The sequence below is a fragment of the Rhodococcus pseudokoreensis genome (genome assembly GCF_017068395.1).
GTDB classification, from domain to species: domain Bacteria; phylum Actinomycetota; class Actinomycetes; order Mycobacteriales; family Mycobacteriaceae; genus Rhodococcus_F; species Rhodococcus_F pseudokoreensis.
In genome coordinates, this window is sequence record NZ_CP070619.1 from 4,751,792 (window position 1) to 4,771,698 (window position 19,907).

The window sequence follows — 19,907 nt, forward strand, 5'->3', positions numbered from 1 at the left end:
AGGCCTTTCGGGGTGGGTTCGTCAGTTCGCGGCGAGGGTGCGGCTGATGACCAGACGCTGAATCTGGTTGGTGCCCTCGAAGATCTGGGTGATCTTCGCCTCGCGCATGTACCGCTCGACGCGGAAGTCGCGGGTGTAGCCGTAGCCGCCGAGGACCTGCACGGCGTCGGTGGTGACCTTCATGGCGGCGTCGGTGGCGACGAGCTTGGCGACGGACGCGTTGCGGGAGTACGGCAGACCGGCGTCGCGGCGGCGGGCGGCGTCGATGTACGTGGCACGCGCCGAGTCGACGGCGGCGGCCATGTCGGCGAGCAGGAACCCGAGGCCCTGGTGGTCGATGATCTTCTTGCCGAACGCGGTCCGCTCCTGGGCGTAGGCCACGGCCTCGTCGAGGGCCGCCTGCGCGAGGCCGACGGCGACGGCGGCGATGCCCAGCCGGCCGGAATCCAGTGCGCTGAACGCGATCTGCAGACCCTGCCCCTCCGCGCCGATGCGCCGTTCCACGGGCACGAAGGCGTCGTCGTAGTGCGCGGACGTGGTCGGCACGGCGTGCAGGCCCATCTTCTCCTCGGGCTTGCCGAACGTCAGCCCCTCGGTGTCCTTCGGGACCAGGAAGCAGGAGATCCCCTTCGAGCCCTCACCGGTGCGGGCGAAGAGGTTGTAGAAATCGGCGATGCCGCCGTGCGTGATCCAGGCCTTCGCGCCGTTGACGACATACCCGCCGTCGGTCGCGGCGGCCTTGCAGGCCAGGGCGGCGGCGTCGGATCCGGCCTGCGGCTCGGACAGGCTGTAGGCGCCGACGGTGTTGCCGCCGAGCATGTCCGGGAGCCACTGCTGCTTCTGCTCGTCGGTGCCGAATGTCATCAGCGGGTGGCAGGCGAGGCTGTGGACGCTGACCGCCACCGCGACGGCGGCCCAGCGCGCGGCGATCTCCTCGAGCACCTGCAGGTACACCTCGTACGGCTGCGCGCCGCCGCCCCACTCCTCGGGGTACGGCAGGCTCAGCAGTCCGGCCTCGCCGAGGGTGGCGAACACGCCTTCGGGGTAGGTCTCCGACTTCTCGTGCTCGTCGACGATCGGCGTCAGGACCTTGTCGGCGACGTCGCGCGTGAGCTGGATCAGGTCACGGGCTTCGTCAGTAGGCAGCAAACGATCGACGGCCACGGTGTCTCCTCGAGAAGGCTACGGAAAGCAGTACTGGATTACGGCCCAGAGTACTGATTACCAAATAGTACTGCAAGGCACCTCCCAGTACTATTTCTGTCATGGAGCAGCCCACCCGACCCGGTTTCGCCACCCGACGGCGCACCCAGCTCTTCGACGCCCTCGTCGACCTCTTCCTGGTCGAGGGGTTCGCGCACCTGACGCTCGACGAGATCGCGAACCGGCTGCGCTGCTCGAAGTCGACGCTGTACACCCTCGCCGGCAGCAAGGAGCAGCTGGTCCGGGCCGCCACGGTGCACTTCTTCCGCCGCGCGACCGAGGACGTCGAGTCGCGCATCGAACAGATCGGCGGGGCCCGCGAGCGGATCACCGCGTACCTGTCGGCCGTCGGCAACGCCCTCGCGGCCGCGTCCGACCAGTTCATGGCCGACCTCGACGCCTTCCCCCCGGCACGGGAGGTGTACGAACGGAACACGCAATTCGCGGCCGGCCGCGTTCAGGAGTTGATCACCGAGGGCGTCGCCGCCGGCGACTTCCGCGACGTGCACGCCGCGTTCGCCGCCGACCTCGCCGCCACCATGATGGTCCGCATCCAGCAACGTGGGGTCCGCGACAGCACCGGCCTCGACGACGCGCACGCCTACGCCGAACTCGCCGCCATCCTCACGGGCGGCATCAGCGCCTGAGCCGGGTCACCGAGTTCGCGCGCCGAGTAGGTACGCCGTTCTCCGCAACCGCATCAGCACCTGCAGGTCGAGAGCCTTGTCGGGGTCCCGCCAGTCCGGGCCGAGGAGGCGATCGATCGCATCGAGGCGCTGGTACAGGGTGTTGACGTGCACGCCGAGGCTCGACGCCGTCGCCGAGTGGTGACGCCCGTGCGCCAGATACTCCGACAGCGTTTCCAGCAGCGGCACTCCGCGTTTGGACTGCTCCGTCATCAGCGGTCCCAGCTGGGCCTCGGTCAGTTCGTCGAGGTGCTCACGCGCCATGTGGCTCAGCAGGATCCGGTAGATGCCCAGACCGCGCGCGGAGGAGACGTCCCCCGCGCGTCCGAGGGTGTCGAGCACGTCGACGGTCTGCTGCGCTTCGACGTAGGCGTGCGCGAGCGCCTTCGCGCCGCGCGCGGGTTCGGCGATACCGATGGTCGCATCGAGTGGTCCGGAGGTGAACACCGCCTGGACGGACGCGGAGTCCTTGGCGGGGACGACGGCGAGTGCCCGGGAGCCATGTTCCGCCGCAACGGTTCCCGACGGGAGCGGCAGGGCCTCGAGGGCGGTGCGGATGGACGTCTCCCGCCCGGCGGCGGTCGCCACTGCGATGCAGTACGTCGTGCCGGGGTTCAGCCCGGCCAGCCGCAGTTGCCTGCGCTCGTCCTGCTCGGTGGCGGCCGGATGCGTCAGCAGGTCGACGAGAAACGCGTCCCGCGCGCGACGCGTCGCCTCACCGGCCGCGCGTTCCTCGGCGAGCGACAGGGCGATCGCCGGTGCGGCCCGTTCGAGTAGCAGGCGCGTGGTCGGCTGCTCCGCGCCCAGAGTCAGCAGAGCTCCGAGCATCTCCCCGGCCGCGGCGACGCGTTGCGCCAGCACCCCGCGTCGTGCGACGTGGTCCTTCCCGCCTGCGCGCAATTCGCGGACCGCGGCCGCCACCTCGTCCGTGTGCGGCAACAGTTCCGCGGGCAGGGCGGATTCGTCCAGCACGAAATATGCCGGTTGCCGGGAGAGTTGCGCCACCTCCTGCACCAGGCGCTGCACTCCCGCGCCGAGCAGCACCACCTGGGTCAGCGTCCGGTCCCACTGCAGAATCTGTTCGAGTTCGTTGGTGCGCTGCGATAATTCGGCGTTCACGGCTTCGAGCCGGGCGACGGTGTCTCGGTCGCGTTCCAGCGAGCGCACGTTCTCGATCGCGATCGCCGCATGTGCCGCCAGCGCCGACAACAGCGCGATCTCGGATTCGGTGAACGCCCGCTCCTGCCGCTTGCACGCGAACAACGCACCGATGACGCGGTCGGCGACGCGGAGGGGGACCCCGAGCAGGCCGCGCATGTTCTCCGACCGCGCCGCGCTGTCGGCTCCCGTGATGTGCCGGAACGCCGGTTCGCTCTGATAGTCGGGGGTCCACTCCGGCGCGGACCGGCGGACGATCAGGCCCACGAGTCCTTCGTCCAGTGACAGCCGGATGCCGACGAGATTCGGGGTCAGCGCCCCGCTGGTGACCTCGATGACGAATTCCTCGTCGTAGACCGATCCCATGTAGGCGAGATCCACCCCGAGCAGTTGCCGCGCCTGGTCGACGACCTCCTGCAGCAGTGCCCGGTCGTCGCGGACCGTCGTCAGCCGGACGGCGATGTCGTTGAGCGCCGCCAGTTCCCTGCTGCGCTGTCGGCGCTGGTCGAGCTGTGCGCGCAGTCGCAGCGCGGCGTTGGCTTCGCGTTCGACCGTCGCCCGGTCGGACGGGTCGGAGTCGTCGATCAGCGTGCGTCGGAGGGTCTCGAGTTCGTCGAGGGGTGCGTCGTCGAGCAGCAGTTCCATCCAGCCGCGATCGGCAGTACTCACTGGTGTCTCCATCCATGGATACCTGGATACGATAGATGGAATCTACATTGGCCGAGATCCGGATCACAGCTACGTTTGAATCATCACCTTCTCGCCCGCAAAGGACTGGTTCTCGTCATGTTGATGGATGCATTGTTGGCAGCCCTTCCGGCGGACCGTGTCGTGCGCGACCCCGACGTCGTCGCCCGGTACCAGCACGACGAGGCGGAATGGGCGCCGTACGCCGCGCCCCTCGCCGTCGTCCGGCCCCGGACGGCGCTCGAAGTCCAGGCCGTCGTGCGCGCCTGCCTCGAGCACGACACCGCCGTCGTCACCAGGGGCGCCGGCACCGGGCTGTCCGGCGGAGCGAACGCGACCGACGGCTGCGTCGTCCTCGCGCTCGAGGGCATGAACGCGATCAAGGAGATCGATCCCCTCGAGCGGTACGCCGTCGTCGAACCCGGCGTGGTGAACGATCATCTGCGCGCCGCCTGCGCCGAACACGGACTCTGGTATCCGCCGGACCCGGCCAGCGCGCCGTGGTCGACGATCGGAGGGAACGTCGCCACCAACGCGGGCGGACTGTGCTGCGTCAAGTACGGCGTCACCCGCGACTACGTGCTCGGCATGCAGATCGTCACCGGCACCGGTGAACTCGTGCGCCTCGGACGCAAGACCGCCAAGGGGGTGGCCGGGTACGACCTGGCAGGTCTCATGGTCGGCTCCGAAGGAACACTCGGCGTCATCACCGAAATCACCGTCAAGTTGCGCCCGCTGCAAGACCCGCAGCGCACGGTGGCCGGCTACTTCGACTCCATCGTCGACGCGGGCCGGGCCGTCAGCGCGGTGGCCGCGGCGGGACTCACCCCGTCGGCGCTCGAATTGGTGGACAAGCAGTGCCTCATCGCCGTCGACGCGTGGAAGAAGATGGGACTGTCGGTGGAGGCGAACGTCGTCCTCCTCGGCCGCATCGACACCGCCGGCGTCATCGGCGACCAGGAGGCGGAGAAGATGCTGTCGTGCTTCGACGAAGCCGGAGCCACCTGGTCGGCCGTATCCACCGACCAGGAGGAGGCGGATGCACTGTTCGCCGCGCGCCGCCTGGCCTACCCCGCGATGGAGCGGCTCGGACCGGTCCTCACCGAAGACGTGTGCGTACCGAAACGGGCCGTCCCCGAGATGCTTGCACGCATCGAACAGATCGGCATCGCCCACGACACCACGATCGCCAACATCGCACACGCCGGCGACGGAAACCTGCACCCGCTGCTCATCACACCCCGCGACGACGAGCCCGCCCGCGCCCGCGCGCAAGCGGCCTTCGCGGAGATCATCGACGCCGCACTCGAACTCGGCGGCACCGTCACCGGCGAACACGGTGTCGGTCTGCTGAAGATGGAAGGACTCGCCCAGGAACTCGATCCGGTCGTGCTGGACATGCACCGATCGGTGAAGCACGCCCTCGACCCGCACGGAATCCTGAACCCCGGGAAGATCTTCTCGTAGGTGCATTCACACGGGCACGGCATTCGGTGCCGGCACTACCTGTGTGCGGCGTCGTCGGATGCGTCCGCGGTGTCGACGGTGAGTTGTCCGTACCGGCGCAGCAGGTGCAGGGCGAGAACGCAGACTGCACCGATTCCGACCAAGGCGGCCCAGACGAGTGCGGGCAGGTTCTCGTCCTGGAGAAACCCGAAGATGGTGCCGGTGGCGAGGTTTCCGAGCATGATGCCGATTCCTACGACGGTGTTGTAGAAGCCGTAGTGAGTGGCGACGATTCGGTCTCGCGACAGCGTGACGACGGTGTTCATCTCGAACGGGAACAGTGCAGCGGTGCCCAGTGCGAGGAGTGCGGCGCAGATCAGCAGCGCGGCGATGGCAGCCGCGGTGCCCGCCGTGGTTGCGGCGGGAAACAGGACCAGTGGGATGAAGGCGGCGGCGAGGATGCCCATTCCGATGACCAGACTGCGGGTCGGTCCCCACCGGGTGGCGAACCACTCGGTGATCCGGAGTTGCCCGGCTATCGCGACCAGACCGGAGATGACGAACAGCGCGGTCACCAATGCGGTGTCGGAGGAGTCCTCGCCGACGAGCCGGCGGGCTTGCAGGGGTAGCGCGAGGTAGATCTGAAAGGACAGCACGTAGGACCCGATCATCGCCAGCGAGAACAGCACGAAGGGGCGGTTCGTGGCGACGGTGCGCCAGTCGGCGAGGACTGCGGTCCGTTCGCCGGTGGTGCTCGGGTGGGGGGCGGGGGGCAGGGCCCAGATCTGCACGACAGACAGGACCCCGAAGACCGCGGCGGCGACGAGGCAGGTGATCCGGAAGTCGAACACGGTCAGGGCGAGCCCGGCGAGCGGGCCGAGCAGGATCCCGGCCTGGTAGAAGACGTTGAACACGGCGAACGCCTCGACACGCCGGGTTCCGGAATCGGCGGCGAGGTAGGCGCGTACCGCAGGGTTGAACAGGGCGCCGGCGAATCCGGTTGCCGCCGAGGCGATCAGGATCGCGGGAAGGTTGCTCACAACCGCCAGCAGGGCGAAGCCGCCGGTGCGGAGCAGGCAGCCGGCGATGATGAGCGGTTTGTATCCGAGGCGATCGGCCAGGGTACCGCCGACGAGGAACATGCCCTGTTGGGAGAAGTTCCTCGCTCCGAGGACCAGCCCGACGGCCCAGGCGGCCATCCCGAGCGGGCCGGCGAGATACCCGGCGAGGTAGGGCATCAGCATGTAGAAGCCGACATTGATGGAGAACTGATTGACCATCAACACCTGACTCGACCGTCCGAACGTGCGGAACCGGGATGCGAGTTCGATCATGCGCGGCACTCCGACGGGTCGACGACGGTCGTGCAGCGGGTCCACCGCTCGACCACGCTCTGCGTAGGGTGCGGAATGGTCGACGGGACCGTGGGCGGCGGCGCGTCGAAAAGGCCGTGGCGGCGGCAGTAGTCGTCGTTGTAGACGGTGTCGAAGTAGCGTTGCGGGCCGTCCGGGAAGATGGCGGCCACCCGTGTCTCGGGTGAGTTGATGCGCGCGACCCATCCAGCAGTCAGGGCGACGGCTCCGACGCTCCATCCGCCGCTGGCGTGGTGCGTCGAGGCGAGGGCGCGGCACGCCCAGACCGCTTCGTGCGGCGCGATCCAATGGACTTCGTCGAACGCGTCGTAGTCGACGTTGTCCGGGTAGATGCTCGAGCCGAGGCCGCGCATCAGCCGGGTGCCTGCGGGTTGCCCGAAGATGGTGGAGCCGATGGTGTCGACCCCGATCAGCCTCAGGTGTGGGCAGAACTGGCGGAGGGTGCGGGCGATTCCGGCGGAATGCCCGCCGGTGCCGACGGAGCAGACGAGGATGTCGACGCGCCCGAGTTGGGCGATCAGCTCGAGCGCCAGCGGTTCGTAGGCGGCGACGTTGTCCGGATTGCGGTACTGGTCAGGGCACCAGGCGTCAGGCTGCATTGCGAGCAGCGCCTGCACTCTGTCGCGGCGGGCCTGCTGCCACCCGCCGTCGGGGTGGGGTTCCGTGACCAGGTCGATGTCGGCGCCGTAGGCGGCCAGCATGCGGGCCACGATCGGTTCGAGGCCGGGATCGGTGACGACGGTGACCGGATGCTGGTGGATGATGCCGGCCAGTGCCAGACCCAATCCGAGGGTGCCGCTGGTGGATTCGATGATTCTGGCGCCAGGTTTCAGGTCGCCGCGGGCGCGGGCCTTCTCGACCATGTGCAGGGCGGGGCGGTCCTTCATTCCGCCGGGGTTCGACCCTTCGAGTTTCGCCCAGAATCCGGTGCCTGCGGTGGTGAAGGGTTCACCCACCCACAGGACCGGCGTGTTACCGATCATGTGACTCGGCCGCGGGCAGCGGTGGCCGGAGCTGAGCAGCTGCGCGGCCGGTGTGGTGGGGGCGTACGTGGGTGCGTTCATCACGGATGCGTTCTCCTGTGTCCGGGCCGTTGCCGGCCCGGGCGGTCGGGGACGGTGTGCGCGCTGCACCTCGCGGAGGAGGCGCGGCAGGTGCTCAGGCCGTGGCCTCCAGCAGGGTGTCGCCGAGGTAGCCGTCCGGGCCGGTGCCCGGTGGCAGGGCGTAGACGGCGGAGCCGATCGGGGTGGTCCACTGGTTGAGGGCGTCGAACTCGGCGAGTCGCTGCTGGACGGGCAGGAACTGGGTGTCGATGTCGCGTTGGTAGGAGGCGAAGATCAACCCCGAGTTCGACACCTGCCCGGGCTGGGGTGGGTCGTCGTAGTTGTAGGCGCGGCGGTGGAACCGTTCCCCGTCGTGGGTGTGGTGGGCGCGGGCAATGTGCGAGCCCGGCGGGATGACCGGGATGCCCAACGTGTCGGTGGCGGTGAAGTCGGGGTCGTCGTGTTCGGCGGTGCCGGTCAGCGGCGCCCCGGTATCGAGTGTGCGCCCGACCGTCAATTCCCGCCCGGGCCGGTCGATTTCCTCCCAGGTGTCCAGTTCCATCCGGATCCGACGCAGCACCAGGGACGTGCCACCGGTCAGCCACCGATGACGACTGCCGTCGTCCCAGACCAGGCGGTTGAACTCCTCGGTGGCCGGGGCCGGGTTGACGGTGCCGTCGACCTGCCCCATCAGGTTGCGCATCGTGGTGCCGTCGGGGTGGCTGCGGCGAGCATTGCGGAACCCGCGTTGGGACCACCGAACCGTGACCAGTGAGCGCACGTTCTTGATCAAAACCCGCACCGCGTGCGCCACCGTCACCGGGTCGTCGGCGCACACCTGAAGCAGCAGATCCGTTTGCCCCCAAGAATTCTCGTCGAGGCGGTCGATCGGAAACGAGGGTAGCGGCCGTAGCCACGACGGCTGCCGGTCCGTGACGTCGGCGGCGCTGAACATCCCGGGACCCAGACCCACGGTGACGGTCAACCGGGCCGGGGTGGCGGCGAGTTCGGGTTCGGTGTCCGCCAGCGCGGGGGTGCCGGCGGTCAGCCGGGCCGCGTCCTGTGTCCACACCGTCAGCAGCCCGGCGACCATGGCGCGGTCGGCGTTCTCCCGCAGGTCCAGGCCGACGAACTGGGCGTGCGCCTGTGGAGGGGTGGCGATCCCACCCTGATGTGGGCCGTGGAACGGTTCGGTCAGCCCGCCGTCGGTGTCGGTCCCGGTGGTGCTGTGGTCGACGATCTCCTGTGCGCCCCAGCCGAGTCCGGCGGCCCCGAGCGCGGCGGCACCTGCTCCGAACAGGTGCCGCCGACTCAGGCCGCGGGTCGGTGGTGTCTGCGGCTCAGCCACCGTGACCGGGTGCGGTCGCCGCCGGGGCGGGGGCGGCGTCGTGGCCGCCGGAGGGGTCGTAGTTCTCCTGGTTTCCGGAGAAGTCACGCACCTGCGCGTCGAAGTCGGCGGTCGATCCGTCTTCGAAAGTGAGGGTGAAGGTGGTGGTCGCGCCGGGGGTCAGCGGTGCGGTCAGGTCCATCAGCATCAGGTGGTCACCGCCCGGGGCGAGGGCGTGGGTACCGTTCGCCGCGATGGTGACGCCGCCCTGCTTCTCCCGCATCACGGTGGCGCCGTCCGCGCCGGCGGCGATCTCGTGCAGTTCCATTCGGGTGGAGGCAGGGCTGGACACCGACACGATCCGCACGTCCTGGCCGCCGGAGTTGGTCAGCTGTGCGAACGCCGCGCTCATCCCGGTGTCGGCGGCCTTGACCCACTGGTCGGACACAGTGACCGCATCCGCCTCGGTCGCCGGGGCGTCGTCGGTGGTCGAGGAGCATCCGGTCAGCAGCACGGCCGCGCAGGCGCTACCGGCGGCGAGACGCCGAAGAGTGAAGGAAGACATGTCAATTCTCCATGATGTGTGGGCATGCGCAGGGCATGCGGGTGTACCGGGCCCCGCACCGAGTGCGGGTCAGGCGTCGGTGCGGGTAGCGGTGTCAGGGGCGGTCGGTGTCGCCGGGCGGGGGCAGGATATTGCTGCGGGAGGTGACGATCGGGATCCACAGGACGGCCAACGCGGCCATCGCAGCCCACGTGAGCATCAGCCCGATCCCGGCACCGCCACGCGGGGCGGTGCCGGGCATGGCTTGCTGGGACCAGTACGCGAACATCCCCAGCAGGGTGCCGAGACCGGTGCCTGCCATCGCAATCCACGCCGCCACCCACCGGCGTGTGGTCACCGCGACCGCGGACACCACGACGCCGAAGACGATCGCGAATCCGGTGAACACCCGGAGCGGGACCCCGGCACCGGAGTGTGCGGCGGTGGCGACCGACCACCCCGGCACCGCCCCGGTCCCGGTGTGGGGCAGGGCGAGACCGACGACGAGGACGGTGACGGCGGCCGCGATCGCCGGCCCGCGCCACCCGGTCTCGACCTCGCGCGCCACCCGGGATTCGATCGCGACCAGATCGTCGCGGTACTCCGACAGGTCGGAGTCGACCATCACTGCGGCACGGCGGTGTTCGCCGACGGCGGGCGGTTCTCCCGGGCCCGGCCGATCGCACCGACGGCCACGTCGACGAGCAGGAACGCCGCCAGCGACAGCCCGAGCAGCGGCACGAACCAGCCCACCGCCACCGTCCCGACGACCACCGCGACCGCGGCGACCGGATGGATACGACGCCACGCCCCGCGCACCGGCGGACGCCCGACCCGGCGGGTGCCCCGCGTCGGGCGGCGGCGCCACCACAGGATGTAGCCGCGGACGATCACCGTCAGCAACGCCACCGCCAGCGCGGCGAGGGCGAGCTGATTGAGCAGCCCGAACAGCAGGCCCATGTGCAGGGCGATCCCCCAGGAGGTGAGCTTCGCGGCCAGCGGCCAGTCCGCGAACCGCTGCACATCGGTGACAGTCCCGGTGGCACCGTCGACCGCGACCGAATCGGTCGAGAACTGCCAGGGCTGGCGCGTCTCGGTGACGGTGAACGCGGTGCCCGCGTCGGCAGGAATGCCGGCCTCGACGGCACCGGTGACCCCGTTGCTCGCGGCGACATCGAGGACGGTGTCCAGTTCGCTGACGTTCCGATCGAGCAGACCGGGATCTGCGGCCGCCGGGGTGTGCCCGCCACCGTGCCCGTCGTGACCGTCCGACCCGCTGCTGTCGGTGGGTGTGGCAGCCAGTTTCTTGTCCAGCTTCGGGGTCGTCCAGCTCAAGGCGGTGCGCAGTTCGCTGACGTTCTCACCCGCATACTTCGACCAGGTCAAGCCGGTCGCCGAGAGGAACACCAGGCCGACCGCGATCCAGATGCCGGCCACCCCGTGCCAGCTCAGGGTGCGGGCCCGGCCGCGGGACGACCGATCCAGGGTGAACAGCCGGGCGGCGTCGGCGCCGCGGGCACGGCGGGTGGTGCGGTAGCGCTGCACCCACAGGTAGACCCCGCCGAGGGCGATCACCCACAGCCAGGAAGCGGCGAGTTCGCTGTAGATCCGCCCCGGCTCGCCGAGGTGCAGGTGCCGGTGCAGCTGAGAGATCCAGGTCCGCATCGGCAGTGCGCTGCTGCTGCCGTACGCCACCGACTCGCCCACCGACCGGGCGGTGGCCGGGTCGATGAACACCGCACGGCGTTCGGATTCACCCAGGCTGGGGTCGGTGAACAGCACCCGCGTCGTCTCGCCCTCCGAGGCGGCCGGCCGGACCGCCGCAACGGTGAGGTCGGGCTGGGTCTGCTGGGCGGCGCGCACCTGGTCGGCCATCGGCACCGCGGGACCGGTGGAGTCGACGTGCAGTAGGTCGCGGTAGACGAGTTGCTCCACGGAGGGTGCCAGAGCGTAGAGGAGGCCGCTGATCGTGGCGATGATCAGGAACGGGGCCACCAGGATCCCGGCGTAGAAGTGCAGCCGCATGATCAGCGGCCGGAAGCTGCGCGGCGGCGACGAGTCCTTCGCCGCCGCCTGCGACGAGGTCGGCGGTGCGGTGTCGGCGACGGGAGTGTCGCGTTCGAGTTCGGGAAGGGACATGGGCATATCTCGATTCGGTGGTGGGGCGACCGCCGCTTCCGACCCCGAGCCCATCATTCGGGTGGGGGAGGGCGGTGTCGCCTCCAGATGGGGTCGTCGCCCGGACTCGCTCAACGAATCCTGCTGGCGCCGACCAAAGAACGCGCGTGCCGCAGCTCACCCACAGGGGTGGTGGTGCGGGAACGGCGGAAGAGGAGGGGAGTCGAACCATGGACACCCGTCGTTCCGCGACGCAGTCACATCGCAGAACGGGCGGAGCACGACAGGGGACTCAGACGAGGGCGGGCGGACCGCGGGTGCCGGCGGCCGAGCCGACCAGCAGCCGGAGCGACAGCTTCGCCCGATAGACGGGGGTCGCCGACCAGGTTGCGGTACGCACCGGCGCCGGGGTCAGAATCGCGAGGACGATGCGGGTGACGGCCGCCAGTGCTCGAAGGCAGGCGCGTTCGGCGCCGCGCACCAGCGCGGCGGAGACCGCGATCGCGGCGAGGTGGGCGGCGATCATCGGGGTGGACAGTCCCAGGCCGTGGGCGTGCTCGCCGGCCAACCCGAGGGTGGTGTGCCCGATCAATTGCCCGGTGGCCAGTGCCGCCACGAGGACCAGCCCGTCCCGACCGGTGATCCGGAGGGCGGCGACGGCCGCGCCGACCGCGGCGCAGGCGACCAGCAGCAGCACCACCGACGCCTCATTCGGTGGCATACCGCCACCGGCCATGCCGTGGGCGGCGATGCTGACCGCCCCGGAGGAAGAACCCACGACGGCGCCGCGCACCTGCGCGAGCACCTCGGTCCGTGAATTCACCCCGCGAGAGTACCGCTGCTACTACCGGGACTAGTACCCCGGACCCGGGGTTCGCGTCGATTCCCACAGTCCAGGCGCCACCGAGCCGTACACTGACGCGATGCCCGGACTGTCCCGCCGACGCCTGCTCCTCGGCGGTGCGGCGCTCGCCGGGGCCGTCGCGACCGGCGTCAGGCCCCCGACCGCCCGCGCCGATCCCCGTGTGCCTGTTGCCGCAGTCGAGCTCACGCCCGCCGATCCGGGGTTCGCCGACCTTGCGCAGCGTGGATACAACCCGCGCTTTCTCGCTCACCCCCAGGCCATCTTCGTGCCCACCACCACCGAAGAGACCGTCGCCGCGGTCCAGCGGGCGGTCGACGACGGGCTGCGCATCGCGGTCCGCTCGGGCGGGCACTGCGTCGACGATTTTGTCGACAACCCTGCGACCGAGGTGATCGTCGACCTGCACCGGCTCACCGGCATTGATTACGACCCGGCGCACCGGGCCTTCTCGGTCGGAGCGGGTGCCGACCTCGGCACCGTGTACGAGCAGCTGCACCGGGGCTGGGGTGTGACGATCCCCGGCGGCAGCTGCCTCGGGGTCGGCATGGGCGGGCACGCCGCCGGCGGCGGCTTCGGTCCGCTGTCGCGATTGTTCGGGTCGGTCGTCGACCACATCCACGGCGTCGAGATCGTGGTGGTCGACGCCACCGGGACGGCGTCGGCCGTGCTCGCCACCCGCGACGGTCCCAATCCGGATCTGTGGTGGGCGCACACCGGTGGTGGTGGCGGAAACTTCGGTGTGGTGACCAGGTACCTGCTGCGCTCGCACGATGCGGAGGGGTCCGATCCCGCGCGGATCCTGCCGGCACCCCCGGCAAATCTGATCACCAGCCAGATCGTCCTCCCCACCGCGACCGAGGAATCCTTCGTCCGATTCGTCGGGAATTTTCAACGTTTCTTCGAACGCAACAGCGAACCGGGGTCGCGGTTCGCGAGCCTGTACGCGCAGTTCTTCGCCAGCGCGTTCCTCGGCGGGTCCTGCCAGCTCACTCCTCGTCTCGACGCCGGCCTGCCGGGCGCCCGGGGACTGCTCGACGAGTTCGTCGCCGCGGTGAGCGACGGGGTGTGGCCGCCGCCGGTGGTGATCCCCGCGACCGAGGGCCCGTTCCTGGACGTGTCGACGCGGCTGTCCGCACCCCGCGGCCGGGCACCGTTCCTGGGAAAGTACAAGAGCGCGAATCTGCGCCAGGCCTACACCCCCGAGCAGCTGCGCACGCTGCACCGGTACCTGACCGATCCGCGCTTCCAGAGCCCCGACTCCGGTGTGGAGTTCTTCCCCGCCGGCGGCGCGATCAACGCCCGCCCCGCCGACGCCACCGCGATGCCGACCCGCAACTCGTTCATGAAGGCGGTCTTCGTCGCCGCCTGGCGCAACCCCGCGGACGAAGCCGCGCACCTCGAATGGTCACGGAACATGTTCCGCGACATCTACGCCGACACCGGCGGTGTCCCCGCACCGAACCACGCCAACGCCGGCAGCTACATCAACTACCCCGACACCGACCTCCGGGATCCGCGCTGGAACACCTCCCCGGTGCCCTGGTCCACCCTGTACTACGGCGACAACTACCCACGGCTGCAACGGATCAAGGCGACGTGGGATCCCGGTGATCTCTTCCACCACGACCTCGCGATCGAGCTCCCGGGACGATGAGACCTGCGCACGACCCTGCCACCGGGTAGCGCAGCGGCGGATTCCTAGACGTGAATTGCTGTGAGGACCTGGCGGCACATGTCGGCGCAGCGGCGCGTCGCGTCCGCGCACATCCGGCAGTGAGCGTGGTGGTCGGCGTGTCGGCTGCACAACTCGTGGCTACGTTCGCAGGCGAGCAGGCAGGCTTCGAGTTGGGCGGTGATCAGGGTGTGGTCCGGACCGCTGCCCCGAGTCAGGATGCGGCGGGTGACGCCGAGGATGTCGGCGCAGTCGAGGTCCCGGCTGATGGCGGGGGCCAGTTGCAGCGCATCCTGCGCACCGAGCATGCCCATCGAGCAGGCCGCCACGATTTCCTCGCCCTCCTGCAGGGCGTCCACGGCGGCGGCGAGTACGTCACTGCTCAAGCCGGATTTGGCGATCATGGTGTCGAACAGTTCCCGGGTCGAAGTCATGACCCCTCCTCAGTGGAATGGTGATGCGATTCCCTTTCGACGGTAGTCCGGTCCCGGTGGTGCGCGCGACGGCGAACCGGTGATCTCTTCTCCGTCGGTCACGGGCGCTCTACCTCTGCGGCGGTTCGGTTGAAGGGTGGGCCGCGTTCAGCGGGCGCCGGGGGTGTAGGGGATGGTGGCGGCGCTGTTCTCGTCGACGTTGATGGTGCGTCCGAGTTGCGGAAAGGCGCGTTGGGCGCAGCCTGCGCGCTCGCAGACCTTGCAACCGGGGCCGATGGGGACGGCGGTGGACGGGTCGTCGATCTGCAGGCCGTGGGAGTAGACGAGTTTGCTCGCGTAGGTGAGGTCGCAGCCCAGGCCGATCGCGAAGTCCCGCTTCCGGGACAGGTAGCCGGGGGTGCTCTCGTCGGTGGTGCGGGCCAGCCACAGGTAGGAGCGCCCATCGGGCATCTGCGCGATCTGGGTGCGGATCCGTCCCGGGGTGGCGAACGCGTCGTGCACCACCCACAGTGGGCAGCTGCCGCCGACCCTCGAGAAGTGGAAGGCGGTGGCGGACTGGCGTTTGGAGATGTTGCCGGCGCGGTCGGTGCGGACGAAGAAGAACGGCACCCCGCGCCGGCCGCGGCGCTGCAGGGTGGAGAGGCGGTGGCAGATGGTTTCGAAGCCGACCTCGAATTTCATCGACAGCAGGTCGATGTCGTAGCGCAGTGCTTCCGCGGAGGCCAGGAACGGGGTGTAGGGCAGGATCAGGGCGCCGGCGAAGTAGTTCGCGAGCCCGATCCGGGCGAGGTCCCTCGACTGGGCCGGCAGCGATTCCGCCCGGGTGACGATCCGGTCGATCGTCTCGGCCTGGGTGAGAAACGCCAGCTGGGTGGCGAGTTGGAAGGCGCGTTGTCCGGGTGCGAGCCGCCGGGCGAGGGTCAGCACCCGGGTCTGCGGGTCGAAGGTGCGTTTCGGGCCGGGCCGGTCGGGGTCGTCGGTGCGGATGGTGACGGTGATGTCGTGTTCGTCGTGCAGCAGCCGGCTCAGTTGCAGATCCATGCCGCCGAGGGTCAAATCCCGTGAGGTGAACAGGTTTTCGGCGGCGATGTCGAGTTCGGGGATGTGGTTGCGCTGGTCGTAGAAGAAGTCGCGGACATCCTCGTAGGGCATCGCGGTCGACGGGTCCGCCAGTGTGCCTTCGACGCCGGTGGAGAACTGCTCGAGTTGCGCGGTGGCGCCGCGTAGCCTCCGGTGCAACCCGACAAGTACCCGGGCTGCGGCCGGGACTCGGGAGATGAGTTCGTCGATGTCGGTGGTGGACAGGTCGGCGGCCTCGGGGTTCTCCCCGAACACCTCCTGCAGGTCGGCCAGCAGCCGGGCGTCGGTGTCGGCGGCGAAGAACGACATGTCGAGATCGAGTTCGGCATTGAGACGCAGCAGCACCGGGACCGTCAGCGGGCGCTGGTCGTTTTCGAGCTGATTGACGTAGCTGGTGGACAGCCCGAGCGTTTTCGCGAGCGCCGACTGGGTCAGCCCGCGCTCCTCGCGCAGCCGCCGAAGCCGACCACCGGCATACATCTTCTGCATACCCGAAAAGGTAGCACCCGCCGCTTACACAAAGTTCGCAAATTTGCAGGATTCGATCCGCAAAAGTAGGCATTTGCGGCGTATTTCGCTGGTAGATGCGTCTGTGTAGCGTGCGAAAGCGAGACAGCTCAACGATGCCCGGAGGAACACCTGTGAAGACCCATCTCGTACGCACGCACCGCTCCGCCGAGGACTTCCCGCGCGAGGAGCACCTGGCGTGGAAGATCGCCGAGGTCGCCACCGACCCCGTCGAGGTGCCTGCGGACACCGCGGAGATGATCGTCAACCGGATCATCGACAACGCCGCCGTCGCCGCGGCCTCCCTGACCCGCCGCCCGGTCGCGAACGCGCGGGCGCAGGCACAGTCGCACCCCTACAGCCAGTCGCCATCGAGCAAACACGGGTCGACCGTGTTCGGTGTCGGTGGCACCTTCTCGCCCGAGTGGGCGGCGTGGGCGAACGGCGTCGCGGTCCGGGAGCTCGACTTCCACGACACGTTCCTCGCCGCCGAGTACTCGCACCCCGGTGACAACATCCCGTCGATCCTCGCGGTCGCCCAGCACACGGGCCGTAACGGCAACGACCTGATCCGCGGCCTCGCCACCGGCTACGAGATCCAGGTCGACCTGGTCCGCGCGATCTGCCTGCACGAGCACAAGATCGACCACGTCGCGCATCTCGGCCCCTCCGCGGCCGCCGGGATCGGCACCCTGCTGGGCCTCGACACCGACACCGTCTACCAGGCGATCGGCCAGGCCCTGCACACCACCACCGCCACCCGGCAGTCGCGCAAGGGCGAGATCTCCAGCTGGAAGGCGTACGCCCCGGCCTTCGCCGGCAAGATGGCCGTCGAGGCCGTGGACCGGGCACTGCGCGGCGAGGGCGCACCGTCGCCGATCTGGGAGGGCGAGGACGGTGTCATCGCGTGGCTGCTCGGCGGCCCGAAGGCGGAATACAACGTGCCGCTGCCCGGTCCCGGCGAGGCCAAGCGCGGCATCCTCGACACCTACACCAAGGAGCACTCGGCCGAGTACCAGAGCCAGGCCCCGATCGACCTCGCGTGCCGCATGCGCGAGCGCATCGGCGACCTGGACCAGATCGCGTCGATCGTGCTGCACACCAGCCACCACACCCACTACGTGATCGGCACCGGCTCCAACGACCCGCAGAAGTTCGATCCCAAGGCGTCGCGCGAAACGCTCGACCACTCGATCATGTACATCTTCGCGGTCGCGCTGCAGGACGGCACCTGGCACCACGAACGCTCCTACGCCCCCGAGCGGGCGCAGCGTCCCGACACGATCGAGCTGTGGAAGAAGATCTCCACCGCCGAGGACCCGGAGTGGACCCGCCGCTACCACTCCACCGACCCGAACGAGAAGGCCTTCGGCGCCCGCGCCGAGATCACCCTGAAGAGCGGTGAGGTGATCGTCGACGAACTCGCCGTCGCCGACGCCCACCCGCTCGGCGCCCGGCCGTTCGCGCGTGACCAGTACATCGCGAAGTTCCGCACCCTCGCCGAGGGTGTCGTTGCGCAGGCCGAGCAGGATCGCTTCCTCGACGCAGCGCAGCGCACCCCCGAGCTGAAGGCCGACGAGCTGGACCAGCTCACCTTCACGGTGTCGGACGAGGTGCTGGGTCGCTCGCCGAAGTCGCCGAAGGGCCTCTTCTGATGGCCGGCCTCATCGCCGCCGCGACGTCCGCGGCCGACAAGCGCGCAGCCTTCCGGGCGAGCCTGACGTCGGAGGGCATCACCCGGCTGCCGGGAGCGATCAACCCGCTGACCGCGAAGCTCATCCAGGAGATCGGATTCGAGGGCGTCTACGTCTCCGGTGGTGCGTTCTCCGCCGGCCTCGGCCTGCCCGACATCGGGCTGACCACGCTCACCGAGGTCACGGCGCACAGCGCACAGATCGCCGGGGTCACGGACCTTCCCGTCCTCGTCGACGCCGACACCGGATTCGGTGAGCCGATGTCCGCAGCCCGCACCGTCCTCGCCTTCGAGGACGCGGGTATCGCGGGCCTGCACCTGGAGGATCAGGTCAACCCCAAGCGGTGCGGTCACCTCGACGGCAAGGCGATCGTGCCGACCGACGAGATGGTGCGCCGACTGCGGGCCGCGGTGTCCGCCCGGCGGGATCCGAACTTCGTCATCTGCGCCCGCACCGACGCCGCCGGGATCGACGGTATCGACGCGGCGATCGAGCGGGCGAAGGCGTACGCCGCTGCCGGCTCCGACCTGATCTTCACCGAGGCCCTGCACACCGAGGAGGAATTCGCGAAGTTCCGGGCGGCCGTCGACATTCCGTTGCTTGCGAACATGACCGAATTCGGCAAATCCGAGTTGATCCCGGCGCAGACGCTGCAGGACATCGGCTACAACGCCGTGATCTACCCGGTCACGACTTTGCGGTTGGCGATGGGTGCGATCGAGGCCGGGCTGCGCGAGATCCACGACAAGGGCACCCAGGAGGGGCTGCTCGGCCGGATGCAGTCCCGGTCGCGTCTGTACGAGGTGCTCGAGTACGAGCGCTACAACGAGTTCGATTCCGGAGTCTTCAACTTCACACTCACGGGGAGCCAGTGATGACCGAAACCGCGATACCCACCATCTACAAGGGACTGGCCGGTGTCGTCGTCGACACCACCGCCATCTCGAAGGTGGTGCCGGAGACCAATTCGCTGACCTACCGCGGCTACGCGGTGCAGGATCTGGCGGCACATTGCAGCTTCGAGCAGGTCGCGTATCTGCTGTGGAACGGGGAACTGCCCACCGACGCGCAGCTGGCCCTGTTCACCCAGCGTGAGCGGGCCGCCCGCCGGGCCGACCGGTCGCTGCTGTCGCTGGTGACGAAGCTGCCGGAGAACTGCCACCCGATGGATGTGGTGCGCACCGCGATCAGCTACCTCGGCGCCGAGGACCCGGAAGAGGACGACAACACCCCTGGCGCCAACCGGGCCAAGGCGTTGCGGATGATGGCGGTGCTGCCGACCATCGTGGCCGCGGATCACCGCCGCCGCCGCGGCCTCGACCCGATCGCCCCGCACAGTCATCTGGGGTTCGCGGAGAACTTCCTGCACATGTGCTTCGGGGAGGTGCCGGCCCCGGAGCTGGTCAAGGCGTTCGAGGTGTCGCTGATCCTCTACGCCGAGCACTCCTTCAACGCGTCCACCTTCGCCGCCCGGGTGGTGACCTCGACGCTGTCGGACATCTACAGCGCCGTCACCGCCGCCATCGGGGCGCTGAAGGGGCCGCTGCACGGCGGCGCCAACGAGGCCGTCATGCATCACATGCTCGAGATCGGCGACCCCGCCCTTGCCGAGCAGTGGCTGCTCGGCAAGCTCGCCGCCAAGGACAAGGTGATGGGTTTCGGGCACCGCGTCTACAAGAACGGCGACTCCCGCGTTCCCACCATGAAGCAGGCGTTCCTCGACGTCGCCGCCCGCACCGACGGCGACAGGTGGGTGCAGATGTACGAGATCCTCGAGAAGACGATGAACGAGGCCACCGGAATCAAACCGAACCTCGACTTCCCCACCGGGCCCGCCTACTACCTGATGGGCTTCGACATCGAGGTGTTCACCCCCATCTTCGTGATGAGCCGCATCACCGGGTGGACCGCCCACATCATCGAGCAGGGAGAATCGAACGCCCTGATCCGCCCGCTGTCGGAGTACACCGGCGTCGCGCAGCGTTCCGTGATGCGCTTCGCACCTGTGAGTACTTGTTAACCGCCGGCGGTTAACAAGTACTCACAGGGGGTTATGGTGTCCGAGGCCGT

The 19,907-nt window shown here is 69.2% G+C and carries 17 protein-coding genes; 6 read left to right on the plus strand and 11 right to left on the minus strand.

The features are described from left to right. Positions 1–21 precede the first annotated feature (21 nt). Positions 22–1,164 (minus strand): acyl-CoA dehydrogenase family protein, encoded by a 1,143-nt coding sequence (locus JWS13_RS26845; protein WP_206006959.1) that lies wholly within the window; start codon positions 1,162–1,164, stop codon positions 22–24. Between the two features lie 101 nt (positions 1,165–1,265). On the opposite strand from JWS13_RS26845, the gene JWS13_RS26850 reads away from it, so the two are divergent. Then, positions 1,266–1,850, plus strand: a complete 585-nt coding sequence (locus JWS13_RS26850; protein ID WP_206008371.1) for a TetR/AcrR family transcriptional regulator — start codon at positions 1,266–1,268, stop codon at positions 1,848–1,850. Between the two features lie 6 nt (positions 1,851–1,856). Here the strand turns inward: JWS13_RS26850 and JWS13_RS26855 are convergent, their stop codons facing one another. Beyond that, positions 1,857–3,728 (minus strand): helix-turn-helix domain-containing protein, encoded by a 1,872-nt coding sequence (locus tag JWS13_RS26855; RefSeq protein WP_206008372.1) that lies wholly within the window; start codon positions 3,726–3,728, stop codon positions 1,857–1,859. A gap of 105 nt (positions 3,729–3,833) precedes the next feature. Here JWS13_RS26855 and JWS13_RS26860 point away from each other — a divergent pair, with 105 nt between their 5' ends. After that, complete coding sequence (locus tag JWS13_RS26860; protein WP_206008373.1) at positions 3,834–5,201, plus strand: FAD-binding oxidoreductase; 1,368 nt, start codon at positions 3,834–3,836, stop codon at positions 5,199–5,201. 35 nt (positions 5,202–5,236) lie between these two features. On the opposite strand, the gene JWS13_RS26865 is transcribed toward JWS13_RS26860, so the two are convergent. The 7 genes from JWS13_RS26865 to JWS13_RS26895 form a co-directional block, all read right to left on the minus strand. After that, a complete protein-coding gene (locus JWS13_RS26865; RefSeq protein WP_206008374.1) occupies positions 5,237–6,514 on the minus strand; it encodes an MFS transporter in 1,278 nt (425 codons plus the stop codon). After that, entirely contained in the window at positions 6,511–7,536 is a 1,026-nt protein-coding gene (locus JWS13_RS26870; RefSeq protein ID WP_206011735.1) for a PLP-dependent cysteine synthase family protein, read from the minus strand. Before JWS13_RS26870 ends, JWS13_RS26865 begins: the two co-directional genes overlap by 4 nt. A 175-nt stretch (positions 7,537–7,711) precedes the next feature. Beyond that, positions 7,712–8,944, minus strand: coding sequence for a Dyp-type peroxidase (locus JWS13_RS26875; protein ID WP_206008375.1), 1,233 nt, complete (start codon positions 8,942–8,944; stop codon positions 7,712–7,714). Continuing rightward, a complete protein-coding gene (locus JWS13_RS26880) occupies positions 8,937–9,488 on the minus strand; it encodes a copper chaperone PCu(A)C (protein WP_206008376.1) in 552 nt (183 codons plus the stop codon). Before JWS13_RS26880 ends, JWS13_RS26875 begins: the two co-directional genes overlap by 8 nt. Before the next feature lie 94 nt (positions 9,489–9,582). After that, positions 9,583–10,092 carry an Rv2732c family membrane protein gene (locus JWS13_RS26885; RefSeq protein WP_476748556.1) on the minus strand — a complete coding sequence of 170 codons (510 nt, stop codon included), beginning with the start codon at positions 10,090–10,092 and terminating at the stop codon, positions 9,583–9,585. Next, positions 10,092–11,606 (minus strand): PepSY-associated TM helix domain-containing protein, encoded by a 1,515-nt coding sequence (locus JWS13_RS26890; protein WP_206008378.1) that lies wholly within the window; start codon positions 11,604–11,606, stop codon positions 10,092–10,094. Before JWS13_RS26890 ends, JWS13_RS26885 begins: the two co-directional genes overlap by 1 nt. A gap of 271 nt (positions 11,607–11,877) precedes the next feature. Beyond that, on the minus strand, positions 11,878–12,408 hold the full coding sequence (locus JWS13_RS26895) for a hypothetical protein (RefSeq protein ID WP_206008379.1): 531 nt from the start codon (positions 12,406–12,408) through the stop codon (positions 11,878–11,880). A 100-nt stretch (positions 12,409–12,508) separates the two neighbouring features. On the opposite strand from JWS13_RS26895, the gene JWS13_RS26900 reads away from it, so the two are divergent. Next, positions 12,509–14,104, plus strand: coding sequence for an FAD-binding oxidoreductase (locus JWS13_RS26900; protein WP_206008380.1), 1,596 nt, complete (start codon positions 12,509–12,511; stop codon positions 14,102–14,104). Between the two features lie 44 nt (positions 14,105–14,148). Here the strand turns inward: JWS13_RS26900 and JWS13_RS26905 are convergent, their stop codons facing one another. After that, positions 14,149–14,556, minus strand: coding sequence for a four-helix bundle copper-binding protein (locus tag JWS13_RS26905; RefSeq protein WP_206008381.1), 408 nt, complete (start codon positions 14,554–14,556; stop codon positions 14,149–14,151). Between the two features lie 147 nt (positions 14,557–14,703). After that, the gene (locus tag JWS13_RS26910) at positions 14,704–16,125 is read right to left on the minus strand and encodes a short-chain fatty acyl-CoA regulator family protein (RefSeq protein WP_206008382.1); all 1,422 of its coding nucleotides are present in this window, start codon (positions 16,123–16,125) and stop codon (positions 14,704–14,706) included. 152 nt (positions 16,126–16,277) lie between these two features. Here JWS13_RS26910 and prpD point away from each other — a divergent pair, with 152 nt between their 5' ends. Genes prpD through JWS13_RS26925 form a run of 3 tightly spaced genes read left to right on the plus strand, consistent with a single transcriptional unit; the run spans position 16,278 to position 19,857 of the window. After that, positions 16,278–17,798: a 2-methylcitrate dehydratase PrpD gene (prpD, locus tag JWS13_RS26915; protein ID WP_206008383.1), complete on the plus strand. Its 1,521-nt coding sequence runs from the start codon at positions 16,278–16,280 to the stop codon at positions 17,796–17,798. Continuing rightward, positions 17,798–18,712, plus strand: coding sequence for a methylisocitrate lyase (gene prpB, locus JWS13_RS26920; RefSeq protein ID WP_206008384.1), 915 nt, complete (start codon positions 17,798–17,800; stop codon positions 18,710–18,712). Before prpD ends, prpB begins: the two co-directional genes overlap by 1 nt. Next, positions 18,712–19,857, plus strand: a complete 1,146-nt coding sequence (locus tag JWS13_RS26925; protein WP_206008385.1) for a bifunctional 2-methylcitrate synthase/citrate synthase — start codon at positions 18,712–18,714, stop codon at positions 19,855–19,857. Before prpB ends, JWS13_RS26925 begins: the two co-directional genes overlap by 1 nt. The last annotated feature ends 50 nt before the right edge of the window (positions 19,858–19,907 follow it).